Here is a 12,099-nt window from a genome sequence, read left to right on the forward strand (position 1 = left end):
TTAAGCTGCTTCGCGCCGAGGGTAGTTGGGGGAGCACCCCCTGCCAGCGTAGGTCGTTGCCACGCTAACAAAATAAGCGGTCGAGTCAATTCAACTGACTCGACCGTTTTTTTATGTTATTGTAACGCTGGTTGGTAAGCGCTTAGAAAATAATTTTCAACGTACGTTTGCTAAAATGTATATTTATCATGGTTGTTCCAACAAACTTTAATTTAAATTTTCATGATTATTGCAGGCGTTTTCAGATTGTGCTATGCTGAAGTAGAAAACAGTTTAGTGAAATTGTATAGTGTACAACTGAGCAATCTTTTTAAGCGCTTACCGGGGCTAAACGGCGATATTATGCGAATCCTATTTTTACTTTGTGAAAATAATCGCCTAACCGCCTAAAGATCTGTTTTTAATTATTAATACACTATATAATATTTTGCTAATGCAATAAGGAGGAATTACACATGGGCAAAATCGATTTCAAAGCTATTTTAGCGACTGAAAATAATTTCCCAGAACAACAAGTGCTAGACGAAAAAGGCAATGTTGTTGATCAGGATTTAATGCCAGATTTAACTGATGACCAATTGGTTGAACTAATGACACAAATGGTCTGGACCCGGACTTTAGATAAACGTTCGACTGCATTAGGGCGGCAAGGCCGGTTAGGGTTTTATGCGCCAACTGCTGGTGAAGAGGCTAGCCAGCTTGCTAGTAATTTTGCAATGCAACCAGATGATTTCTTATTCTCTGGCTACCGCGATGTGCCACAATTAGTTCATCATGGCTTAACTTTGGCACAAGCTTTTCTGTGGTCACGTGGTCACATTGCTGGCAATAATTATTCTGAAAAATTACAAGCGGTTCCACCACAAATTATTATTGGTGCGCAGTACGTGCAGGCTGCCGGTGTAGCGCTAGGAATTAAGAAAAATAAAAGTGGTCAAGTTGCTTATGCTTATACTGGTGATGGTGGTACTTCACAAGGGGATTTTTATGAAGGAATCAACTTTGCTGGTGCCTTCAAAGCGCCTGCAGTTTTTGTAGTGCAAAACAATGGCTTTGCGATTTCCGTTCCTCGGGCTAAACAAACAGCTGCGCCAACGTTAGCTCAAAAGGCTGTTGCAGCTGGTATTCCAGGTGTTCAAGTAGATGGTATGGATGCATTAGCAGTTTATGCAGTGATGAAAGCTGCACGTGATTTTGCTGCTGCAGGAAATGGTCCTGTCTTAATTGAAACGATGACTTATCGCTACGGAGCTCACACATTATCGGGTGATGATCCACGCCGTTACCGGACTAAAGATTTGACAGCTAAGTGGGAAGAACGTGATCCATTAATTCGGATGCGTAACTATTTGACTGCTAAAGGCTTGTGGTCAGAGGAAAAAGAAAATGCAGTTATTGATCAAGCAAAAGCAGATGTTAAACAAGCATTGGCAGAAGCGGATGCGGTTCCAAAACAAAAAATTTCAACTTTCTTAGAAAACACTTATGCTGTTCAACCGCAAAATATTCAAGAACAAATTGCAGCATATAAAGCAAAGGAGGACGCGCAAAATGGCTAAAAAAACAATGATCAAAGCGATCACCGATGCGCTAGACCTTGAATTAGCACATGATGATAAACTATTAGTTTTCGGTGAAGATGTGGGTAAAAATGGCGGCGTTTTCCGTGCTACTGAAGGCCTACAGGAAAAACATGGTGAAGATCGTGTATTTGATACACCATTGGCAGAATCCGGTATTGGTGGCTTATCAATTGGTTTGGCATTACAAGGCTGGCATCCAGTACCAGAAATACAATTTTTCGGCTTTGTGTTTGAAGTAATGGATTCAATTGGTGGTCAAATGTCACGTTTCCGTTATCGAATGGATGGTAGCCGCCATCTACCGATCACGATCCGTTCTGCTTTTGGTGGCGGTGCGAAAACACCAGAAATGCACTCTGATAGTTTTGAAGGATTGATTACGCAATTTCCGGGTATTCGGGTAGTTGTTCCAAGTAATCCTTATGATGCTAAGGGCTTATTAATTTCTTCTCTTCGCTCTGAAGACCCAGTTTTATTTCTGGAACACATGCGGTTATACCGGTCATTCCGTGAAGAAGTACCGGATGAAAGCTACACAGTTCCGTTAGATAAAGCTGCGGTAGCGCGCGAAGGCAATGACGTTACCATTGTCACTTATGGTGCAATGGTTCGAGAAAGCTTGAAGGCAGCAGATGAACTGGCTAAAAACAACATTTCTGCTGAAGTGATTGATTTGCGCACAATTGCACCACTTGATGTTGAAACCATTTTAACGTCGGTTAAAAAAACTGGTCGCGTCGTTGTAGTACAAGAAGCACAACGTCAAGCAGGCGTTGGGGCACAAGTTGCTGCTGAAATTGCTGAAAAAGGCATTTTATATTTAGATGCACCTATTAGCCGTGTTGCGGCACCAGATACACCTTATCCATTTGCTGAGGCTGAACCTGACTGGTTGCCTAACAGTAATGATATCGTTGAAGCAGTTAAGAAAGTTCGTGAATTTTAGTTAGGGAGTGACAATGCATGGCATATCAATTTAAATTACCAGACATTGGGGAAGGTATGACGGAAGGTCAAATTACCCAATGGTATGTTAAACCAGGTGATGAAATTAAAGAAGACGACAATTTAGTTCAAATTGAAAACGATAAATCAGTTGAAGATATCACGTCACCGGTTACTGGTAAAATCAGTAAAATTTTAGTTGATGAAGATAGTACGGCTACAGTAGGTCAGCCGCTGGTTGAGATTATGACGACTGATAAAGTGGCGGCTGAAGACACTGCAGATAACGAATCGACTAGCGCACCAGAAAGTCAGCCTGAACAACCAACAACACCAACTGAAACAACAACTACTGATCATTTCCCTGTTTTGGCAATGCCATCTGTTCGGAAATACGCACGTGATCAGCAAATTGATCTTGGCAATGTTAAAGGAACTGGTCGTCATGGACAAATCACAAAGTCGGATGTGGATCAAGCTTTGAAGGGTGGTAGCCAACCAGCACCTGCGGCATCTACTGCATCAGCTCCTACAGCCGATAAACCAGCACCACTACCAGCTGGGATCAGTGATCAAGAAACACGTGAAAAGATGACGCCGATGCGCAAGGCGATTGCAAAATCAATGATTAACAGCAAGCACACCATTCCGCATGTCACCTTATTTGATGATGTGGAAGTCTCTAAACTAGTGGCACACCGGAAGAAATTTAAGGATGCTGCAGCTAAGCAAGACATTAAATTAACTTTCTTGCCTTATGTCGTTAAGGCATTAGTGATTGTTTTACGTGAATTCCCAATTTTCAATGCTTCTTTAGATAATGAAACACAAGAAATTGTTTACCGCCATTACTTTAACGTTGGCATTGCGACCAACACTGATCACGGCTTGTATGTGCCAGTACTCAAACAAGCAGAAACTAAAAGTATCTTCACTTTAGCTAAGGAAATTGCTGAAAATGCACAGAAAGCAGCGGACAGTAAGCTTAAAGCTAGTGAAATGAATCATGGCTCGATTTCAATTACAAACATTGGATCTATGCGTGGTGGCTGGTTCACGCCAGTAATTAATTATCCAGAATCAGCTATTTTAGGCGTTGGTTTCATTAAGAAAGAACCATACGTTAATGCTGATGAGCAAATTGTTGTTGGCCGGATGCTAAAATTATCCTTATCCTTTGATCACCGCTTAATTGATGGTGCAACGGCACAGGAAGCAATGAATCGGTTAAAAGGCTTATTACAAGATCCAGAATTATTATTGATGGAGGGGTAAAGTATGGTTGTAGGCGATTTTGCAGTTGATTTAGATACAGTAGTTGTAGGTTCTGGCCCCGGTGGGTATGTTGCTGCAATCCGTGCAGCTGAACTTGGTCAAAAAGTGACAGTGATTGAGCGTGAATTTATTGGTGGTGTTTGCTTAAACGTTGGTTGCATTCCATCAAAAGCTTTAATTGCCATTGGTCATCGCTATCAAGAAGCATTAGGTTCCAAGACATTAGGTATTTCTAACGAAAATACAAAACTTGATTTCGGCGTAGCACAAGATTGGAAACAGCATCAAGTCGTCGAGCGGTTAACTGGTGGTGTGTCTAGTTTATTCCGGAAACACAAAATTGATGTCATTCGCGGAGAAGCTTTCTTAAAGGATGATCGTAGTTTGCGGGTTGTTGAGAAAGATAAAGCTCAAACTTATACCTTTAAGAACCTGATTTTGGCAACAGGGAGTCGGCCAATCGAAATTCCTGGATTTAAATTTGGTGGTCGAATTTTAGATTCTACTGGCTGCTTGAATTTGCCAGAAATTCCTAAAGATTTTGTCATTATTGGTGGTGGCTATATTGGCTGTGAATTAGCGAGTGCTTATGCTAATTTAGGGTCTCATGTCACAATTCTTGAAGGCACTGATTCTATCCTGCCAAACTATGAAAAAGATATGGTTGCAGTTGTCTTAAAACGGTTTAAGCAATTGAATATCGATGTTGTGACAGGTGCAATGGCTAAGCAAGCGACTGAAACGGATAATGGCGTTAAAGTGGATTATGAATTGAATCAAAAAGTTCAATCGCTTAATGCTGACTATGTTATGGTCACTGTTGGTCGGCGGCCAAATACAGATGATTTGGGCTTTGAGCAGGCTGGCATTGAAATGGGCGAAAAGGGATTAGTTAAAGTAGACCAACAAGGTCGGACGAATAAAGCTAATATTTATGCCATTGGTGATATTGTTCCCGGTGCAGCTTTAGCACATAAAGCAAGTTATGAAGGTAAGGTGGCAGCAGCTGCGATTGCTGGTAAATCAGATATTGTTGATTACCATGCAATGCCAGCAGTTTGCTACACTGATGTTGAATTGGCAACTACCGGAATGACAGTAGCGGAAGCTAAAGCGGCTGGTATTGAGGCGCAAACCTTTAAATTCCCATTCATGGCAAATGGTCGTGCCCTTTCATTAGGTGAAAAAGATGGATTTGTTCGCTTAGTTGTTCGTAAGTCAGACCAGATGTTGTTAGGAGCACAGATTGCTGGGCCTGGTGCAAGCGACCTAATTGCTGAACTAACTTTTGCGATTGAAAGTGGCGCTAATGCAGAAGATATTGCGCTGACAATTCACCCACATCCAACTCTCAGTGAAACAATTTCTGATGCTGCTGATGTTGCATTGGGTCTACCAACTAACATTTAAAGGAAAAAATTAAAGGACGATCAACATGTACTATGTTGCAATGCAATCGCGGGATATTCGGCAAAACCTCGCAACTGAACAATATCTAATGAACGAAAAAGATTTTGGTGCCCCCTTGTTATTGTTTTATATTCAGTCACCTTCAATTATCGTGGGGCGTAATCAGAATACGCTGGAAGAAGTAAACCAGAAGTATGTCCGTGAGCATAACATTACGGTTACACGCCGTTTATCAGGTGGTGGTGCGGTTTATGATGATCTAGGAAACGTGTCGTTTAGTTTTGTGGTTGATCAGAATAAACATCGTTTTGGTAATTTTAAAGCTTTTACGCAGCCGATAATTAATGCGTTGCACGAATTAGGCGCAACCTCTGCCGAAGTTTCCGGCCGCAATGATTTACTGATTGACGGTAAGAAATTCTCTGGTAATGCGATGTACACTAAAGCTGGCAAAACTTTCTCTCACGGTACGCTGATGTTAGACGTCGATTTAAATGTCGTTAACCAAGCCTTGAATGTGCCTGCAGATAAAATTAAGTCTAAAGGAATTAAGTCTGTTCGTAGCCGGGTAACTAATTTACGGCCGTATTTAGCACCTCAATACGCGCACATTACGACGCCGGAGTTTCGAGATTTACTCATCCAGCGGCTTTTAGGTGTCGAGAGCTTAGCGGCTGCTAAACCATATGAGTATCAATTAACTGCAACTGACCGACAGCGCATTACTGCGTTGCGACAACAGTTGTACGATAATTGGGATTGGGTCTATGGTCATTCGCCAGAGTTTACGGTTAAAAAGCGGCAGCATTTTGACATGGGGACCATTGATGCCCGGTTCTTAATTCAGGCAGGTAAAATTGCTAACGTTACATTTTACGGTGATTTCTTTGGCACACGTGATGTACGTGAACTTGCAAAACGTCTGCAAGGCGTCAATTATGATCGACAACACGTTGCTGCAGCTTTGCAACAAGTCGATACTCAACAGTATTTTAATGGGATTGCGAAAACTGCATTATTAAACTTATTAACAGAATAATGAATTGAGTAAAGGACGGTAAACATGTATTATATCGCAATGAAGTCGCGTGATATTCGTCAGAATTTAGCGACTGAACAATATTTAATGAATGAAAAAGAATTCGATGCGCCTTTATTGTTATTTTATATTGAAGGGCCATCCATTATTGTTGGCCGTAACCAAAATACGTTGGAAGAAGTAAATCAAAAATACGTTCGCGAACACAATATTACGGTAACGCGGCGTTTATCTGGTGGTGGGGCCGTTTACCACGATTTAGGTAATCTCTGCTTTAGTTTTGTTGTGGATGCCAAAGACGAAAAATTTGGTAATTTTAAAGCTTTTACACAACCAATTGTGGACGCGTTGCACGAATTAGGCGCAACTTCTGCCGAAGTTTCTGGTCGTAATGATATGTTAATCGATGGCAAAAAATTTTCCGGTAGTGCCATGTATACAAAACGTGGTAAAACTTTCTCCCACGGGACGTTAATGTTGGACGTTGATTTAAATGTAGTAACTCATGCGCTTAATGTACCTGAAGATAAAATTAAATCCAAGGGAATTAAATCAGTACGTAGTCGGGTAACTAATTTACGGCCGTATTTGTCTCCTGAATATGCGGATATCACGACAGAACAGTTTCGTGACTTATTGATTCAGCGGCTTTTAGGTGTTGATAGCCTTGCAGCAGCAAAACCACATGCGTATCAATTAACACCAGAAGATGAAAAAGAGATCACTAAAATCCGTAAACAATATTATGATAATTGGGATTGGGTCTATGGTCATTCACCAGAATTTACGGTTAAAAAGCGGCAGCATTTTGACATGGGGACCATTGATGCCCGGTTCTTAATTCACGATGGTAAAATTGCTAATGTGGTTTTTTATGGCGATTTCTTTGGTGCTGGCGATGCGTCAGAATTGGCTGAAAAGCTTAAAGGCGTGGTTTATGATCGGCAACATGTGGAACAAGTGTTACAGCAAGTCGACACACAAAAGTATTTTAATGGCATTCCAGAAACAGATTTGCTCAACTTATTAGTTGAATAAGGGCCATAATAAAGTAGTTGTTAGCGGCCAAAAAGACGAGACAATTCACGTTAGTGAACTGTCTCGTCTTTGTTATGGTAGACAACAGAAAGTTAGTCGTTTGTATTTTCCATGTTAATTAGCCAGTTTTTTGGCCTGGAAATTGGGGTTGCGTAGTGGGCACATAGCGCCAGTATTCCCGCCGTAATGGGTGTGGACGGACTCCAAAGGTTAACCAAGGTTTGCTCCGACCAGAATAGTGAATTAATATTGGATTTTGCCGTGCTTCTTCTGCTAAAATTTCTGCTGGTGCTAATGGATGCTCTTGTTCCCGCCGGATTAAACGTGATTGCATGTTATATTTGGGGTGTAAATATAACCAGTTATCAGCTAAAACTGCATTTAGGGCATCTTGATCGTGGTATTTTAATTTTTCTGGATATTGGTTAATAAACGTCATGACTTTTTCGGTGATTTTTTCTTTGCGCCAGCGTTTCAAGTCAATTAACATGACGCCAGAATTGAAGTAAAATGATTGTTTTGCTTGGATACCCATTTCGGCTAACCGCGGTACGTACCCGGCATCTTCTACCGCACCGATGATTTTACCGTGTAATGGGGTTTGCCAAAGTGTTTCAAGACTGCCATTACAAATCAAATCACAATCTAAATACAATACGCGATCTAAATCTGGCAGCAATTCGGCTGTATAGATTCGATAATAAGCGGCCTTAATGATCCGCTCATCGGTGACTACTTGTTTAAAAAGTTGTTCATCGACGGTTAAAAAACTAATTTTTTGGCAGTTAGGAAATTCACTTTCTAGTTGTTTTAATTGGTTTTTATTTTGTGCATTTAAATGATCATTAAAGATATAAAAAGCAAATTGGTTAACAGTATCGTTGCTTAAAATTGACCGGTAAAGTATTGTGAGTGGTGTGGCAAATTTATTGTTTGCAGTTGAGACAATTGTTAACTTAGTCATTATCTTTCCCCCAATTTCATAAATTAATATTTATTGTTTATATTAGGAATAATAAATAACTGGCTGTAATTTGACAACCTTTATGCATGCTTGGGTAAATCTTATTGAATTAATGATTAGGAGGTAAAAAAATGGCAACAATTTATGATGATGATCGGTTTTTTAAACGTTATAGTCAAATGCCGCGAAGTCAAAAAGGGCTAGCGGCTGCTGGCGAATGGCCAGCTTTTAAAACTTTATTGCCGGATTTAAAAGGGAAAAAAGTGTTGGATTTGGGTTGCGGTTATGGTTGGCATTGTCGGTATGCTGCTGCACAGGGGGCTGATTGTGTAGTAGGTGTGGATATTTCTAATAAAATGTTAGCTCAAGCGCGACAACAAACGCAAGATTCTCAGGTAACTTATATTCAAAGTGACATTGCGACTTTTCAGTCTGAACAGCGGTTTGATGTTGTATTGAGTTCACTTGCGTTACATTATATTCAAAACTTTCAACAAGTTGTCAAACGGGTGCGGGCTTTATTAAATCAGCATGGTGTTTTTCAATTTACGATAGAACATCCAATTTTTACTGCAGAAGGTCATGAAGAATGGATCAAAGCTGCAGATGGTAGCTTAAAGTATTGGCCAGTCGATCATTATTTTGCAGAAGGTAAACGACAAACTGATTTTTTAGGCACTACTGTGACCAAATATCATCATACCTTATCCACATTAATTGATGGTTTGCTAACTAATGGTTTTACATTACAACGTATAGCTGAACCACAACCACCTGAGGAGTTGCGAGATTTACCAGAAATGCAACCTTCTACACGCGTTCCCATGATGTTAATTATAAAAGCACAAAAATGAGGTTGATTTTAATTGGTTGGAGAATTGTGACTTGACCAAAATTAGGAGCTACGCTATACTATTTAAGTGTTGATTGTTTGATGCAGCTTTAGCTCAGCCGGTAGAGCGCATCCATGGTAAGGATGAGGTCGTCAGTTCGAATCTGATAAGCTGCTTAACATTGACCTAAATGGTGGCTAAAAAATGGTGATTTAAAGTCATTAATATCCAGCGGCTGCCTGAAGGAACGTAATTTAATCAAAAAACGGTTGTTCCATAATTTGGGGACAACCGTTTTTTGATCGTGTCAATTAAGGTGCTGTGTGACTTTTAGTAATTGATTGACGTTGCACCAGTTTGGTTGGGATTTGCTGAATAAAGCGGCAAGGCCCGCCCTGACTGATTAAAATTAATTCATGCATCGCACGGGATGCCATGGTATATAAAATGTGCTGGTCTTGCGTTGTTTTAAATTGACTTTTGGCAACGTTATAAGCGATAACGGCATCAAATTCTAGCCCCTTTGCTAAATAGATAGGTAAAATGACAATTCCTTTAGGTAAAGCCCGGTCTGTATCTGTTAATAAAGTTGTTTCGCTATCTAGTTTTAAACGGGCAAACAACCAATCACTGGTTGCTTGATTTTTAGTCAAAATTGCGACGGTTTCATGGCGCAAACGTAGTTGTTGGCATTTCTGACTGATTTGTTGCAAACTATCAGTGGCAGTGGAAGTTGTAATGAGCTGTGGCTGCCGTCCTTGCCGGTTAAAAGCTTCAATTTGGTTGTTATCGCCTAACGTGGCTGCTGCAAATTTTGTGATCGGATAAGTTGATCGGTAACTTTTATTGAGGGTAATGACATTGATCCGTTTCGTTTGAAAAATGATTGGCAATTGTCGTTGAAAATCAATTTGTTTTTCTCCAGTGAACAAGTCTTGAGCGCGATCACCTAATAGTGTGAATTTGGCATTTGGAAAAGCATGCCGGATGTACCTTAATTGTGCAGGTGTATAGTCTTGCATCTCATCGATAAATAGGTGTTGTAAAGCATGGTTTTGACCACTGCCAGTCAATTGATCACGCAAATATAATAATGGTGTTGCATCAGCTAGTCGTAAGTAATGTCGTTCCAACTGTTGTCGGTAAGTAGCCATCATGGTTTGCCAGATCTTTGCCGGTACTGGAATCTGTGGCACAGAAGCCATGAAATTTGAATATTGTTGGTAAATATCGATAAAATAATCATTATAAAGGGCATCATAAACAACAGCAAAACGTTTCCGCACAATTGCTTCTGCAATGAAGCGCCATTCAGCATCACCGGTAGTGAAATGATGGTGGCCAATGATTTGCCGATAGCGTTCATCACTGAGAATGTCGATTTCAGCAGCGACCCAATCAGCAGTGGCTTCTGTTTTAATTTTATGCTTCAAACGTTTAATCAATGTATTTTTAGTGGCTAAGAATTTATCTGCAGCCAGCATTTTTTCCGGTAATTGTGCGTAAATCGTTTGAATTTCTTGCTGGCTGAAAAATACTTGACCGTTAGCATAAATTGCAGTAAAGGCCAGTTGGCTAGGTTTTAGCTGGGCTAAATAGGTGTCGATGGCACTCATATAAGCTAAACTTTCCTTGAAGTGGCGTATTTGTTGCGCTAATGGTGGAAAGTTAGCTTGGTCTTGTTCGTAACGGTCGAATAATGTTTCAACTTGTAAGCCAGAAAAGCGGTAATTTAAGAATTCAGCTAAAGTGACTTGGCGGATGTTTTTTTCGCCTAAACTCGGGAGAACATCTGCAATGTAATGGCTGAATAATCGGTTAGGAGAAAATAAAATCATTTGTTCTGAATTTAATGATTCGCGACTATGATAAAGTAAAAAGGCAATTCGTTGTAAAATTGCCGAGGTTTTGCCAGAGCCAGCCACTCCTTGAACCATTAAAACATCGTGGTGCGTATCGCGAATAATATCATTTTGTTCTTGTTGAATGGTTGCCACAATGTTTTTCATATAATCATTGCGCGCCGTACCTAAAACATATTGTAAGAGGCTATCGCCAACAGTTTCATTGGTATCAAATAAATTTTTGATTTGACCGTGCTCAATTAAAAATTGCCTTTTTTTCAGTAATTTGGCTTGCCTAGTGCCATTAGGTGTCTGATAGCGAACAGTGCCTAAAGTACCGTTGTAATAAATACCAGAAATCGGTGCTCGCCAATCATAGATTAAAAAATGTTGTTGATCGTCAATAAATGAAGCTGTTCCAATGTAGAGTGTTTCTTTTTCACCTGCTTCGTCAATATCTATTCGCCCGAAGTATGGTGATTGGCGTAGTGCTAAAAGTTGTTTAATTTGTTTTTTTAAGATTGCTTCATTTTCAACAGTATGTGCGACCAATTGTTTTTGTTGTTGCACGGCAGCATTTGTTTCAATCCGGTCATCTGCTTCGGTAATGTTGACTCGGGTATTATCACCGTAATTACGTTGCACGGCGGAGGTTTCATGCTGGGCTTGAGCTAACTCTTGCCGTTTTTGGGCCAGCCGTTGGTCGATTTTTTTAATCATGGCAGTGACGCGTTTTTGTTCGGTTACTTTTGTTTTAGAATCCAAAAAACGGCCTCCTTTAGTGATAAAAGGTGTGCTCAAAAGAGGTTTCTAATTCAATCAATGAAGTCATGAATTAAGTTAACGTCTTAAGGCACACTTTTGTATTGATCATTTATTAGTCAATTGTGTCTATTTTACGCTAGGAAGATTTAAGCGTCCAGTCACTAGCCTTATTAATAGGTCGTTGACAGCCAGCAAGCAAATCGTTAAAATGTAGGCAACACGTTGAAAGGGAAAGTAACTGCCAGCAACCAGTTTTCAGCGAGCCGTTGGTAGGTGTGAAACGGCACTGTCTGCAGTGAGTGGGCCCTTGAGTGCAATGATGAAAATTAGTAATGATTGCGGTGGTTGCGCCTTAAGCAAAAGTGGTGTCGAAAAACGGCACAATTTAGGTGGTACCACGACA

Annotated in this window: 9 protein-coding genes, 1 tRNA gene and 1 other annotated feature (1 of these 11 only partly in view); of the genes, 8 read left to right on the plus strand and 2 right to left on the minus strand. The window is 40.3% G+C overall.

Going from position 1 to position 12,099, the window contains the following annotated elements; genetic code table 11:
• The first annotated feature begins 455 nt into the window (after positions 1 to 455).
• From pdhA to FC24_RS02635, 6 genes are read left to right on the plus strand one after another with little or no spacing between them, the layout of a single operon-like run.
• Complete coding sequence (pdhA, locus tag FC24_RS02610) at positions 456 to 1,559, plus strand: pyruvate dehydrogenase (acetyl-transferring) E1 component subunit alpha (RefSeq protein WP_057873322.1); 1,104 nt, start codon at positions 456 to 458, stop codon at positions 1,557 to 1,559.
• The gene (locus tag FC24_RS02615; protein WP_057873323.1) at positions 1,552 to 2,529 is read left to right on the plus strand and encodes an alpha-ketoacid dehydrogenase subunit beta; all 978 of its coding nucleotides are present in this window, start codon (positions 1,552 to 1,554) and stop codon (positions 2,527 to 2,529) included. Before pdhA ends, FC24_RS02615 begins: the two co-directional genes overlap by 8 nt.
• A gap of 17 nt (positions 2,530 to 2,546) precedes the next feature.
• Entirely contained in the window at positions 2,547 to 3,803 is a 1,257-nt protein-coding gene (locus FC24_RS02620; protein ID WP_057873324.1) for a dihydrolipoamide acetyltransferase family protein, read from the plus strand.
• 3 nt (positions 3,804 to 3,806) lie between these two features.
• Positions 3,807 to 5,213: a dihydrolipoyl dehydrogenase gene (gene lpdA, locus FC24_RS02625; protein WP_057873325.1), complete on the plus strand. Its 1,407-nt coding sequence runs from the start codon at positions 3,807 to 3,809 to the stop codon at positions 5,211 to 5,213.
• 25 nt (positions 5,214 to 5,238) lie between these two features.
• Entirely contained in the window at positions 5,239 to 6,252 is a 1,014-nt protein-coding gene (locus tag FC24_RS02630; protein WP_057873326.1) for a lipoate--protein ligase, read from the plus strand.
• A gap of 24 nt (positions 6,253 to 6,276) precedes the next feature.
• Positions 6,277 to 7,290 carry a lipoate--protein ligase gene (locus FC24_RS02635; protein WP_057873327.1) on the plus strand — a complete coding sequence of 338 codons (1,014 nt, stop codon included), beginning with the start codon at positions 6,277 to 6,279 and terminating at the stop codon, positions 7,288 to 7,290.
• Between the two features lie 118 nt (positions 7,291 to 7,408).
• Here the strand turns inward: FC24_RS02635 and FC24_RS02640 are convergent, their stop codons facing one another.
• Positions 7,409 to 8,254: a glycosyltransferase family 8 protein gene (locus tag FC24_RS02640; RefSeq protein ID WP_057873328.1), complete on the minus strand. Its 846-nt coding sequence runs from the start codon at positions 8,252 to 8,254 to the stop codon at positions 7,409 to 7,411.
• 131 nt (positions 8,255 to 8,385) lie between these two features.
• On the opposite strand from FC24_RS02640, the gene FC24_RS02645 reads away from it, so the two are divergent.
• Together FC24_RS02645 and FC24_RS02650 are read left to right on the plus strand one after the other, a co-directional pair.
• Positions 8,386 to 9,108 carry a class I SAM-dependent methyltransferase gene (locus FC24_RS02645; RefSeq protein WP_057873329.1) on the plus strand — a complete coding sequence of 241 codons (723 nt, stop codon included), beginning with the start codon at positions 8,386 to 8,388 and terminating at the stop codon, positions 9,106 to 9,108.
• 82 nt (positions 9,109 to 9,190) lie between these two features.
• Positions 9,191 to 9,263, plus strand: a tRNA-Thr gene (locus FC24_RS02650).
• A gap of 135 nt (positions 9,264 to 9,398) precedes the next feature.
• Here the strand turns inward: FC24_RS02650 and helD are convergent.
• Positions 9,399 to 11,696, minus strand: a complete 2,298-nt coding sequence (helD, locus tag FC24_RS02655; protein WP_057873330.1) for an RNA polymerase recycling motor HelD — start codon at positions 11,694 to 11,696, stop codon at positions 9,399 to 9,401.
• Between the two features lie 213 nt (positions 11,697 to 11,909).
• Positions 11,910 to 12,099: a binding site (T-box leader), on the plus strand (it continues 15 nt past the right edge of the window).

Origin of the sequence: Loigolactobacillus rennini DSM 20253, assembly GCF_001436505.1 — a bacterium.
Classification (GTDB): domain Bacteria; phylum Bacillota; class Bacilli; order Lactobacillales; family Lactobacillaceae; genus Loigolactobacillus; species Loigolactobacillus rennini.

What these genes read in the sequence shown, in the direction of transcription:
- pdhA (WP_057873322.1), top strand. Translation starts at nt 456, where the DNA reads ATGGGCAAAATCGATTTCAAAGCTATTTTAGCGACTGAAAATAATTTC.
- FC24_RS02635 (WP_057873327.1), top strand. Translation starts at nt 6,277, where the DNA reads ATGTATTATATCGCAATGAAGTCGCGTGATATTCGTCAGAATTTAGCG.
- FC24_RS02630 (WP_057873326.1), top strand. Translation starts at nt 5,239, where the DNA reads ATGTACTATGTTGCAATGCAATCGCGGGATATTCGGCAAAACCTCGCA.
- FC24_RS02645 (WP_057873329.1), top strand. Translation starts at nt 8,386, where the DNA reads ATGGCAACAATTTATGATGATGATCGGTTTTTTAAACGTTATAGTCAA.
- FC24_RS02640 (WP_057873328.1), bottom strand. Translation starts at nt 8,254, where the DNA reads ATGACTAAGTTAACAATTGTCTCAACTGCAAACAATAAATTTGCCACA.
- FC24_RS02615 (WP_057873323.1), top strand. Translation starts at nt 1,552, where the DNA reads ATGGCTAAAAAAACAATGATCAAAGCGATCACCGATGCGCTAGACCTT.
- lpdA (WP_057873325.1), top strand. Translation starts at nt 3,807, where the DNA reads ATGGTTGTAGGCGATTTTGCAGTTGATTTAGATACAGTAGTTGTAGGT.
- FC24_RS02620 (WP_057873324.1), top strand. Translation starts at nt 2,547, where the DNA reads ATGGCATATCAATTTAAATTACCAGACATTGGGGAAGGTATGACGGAA.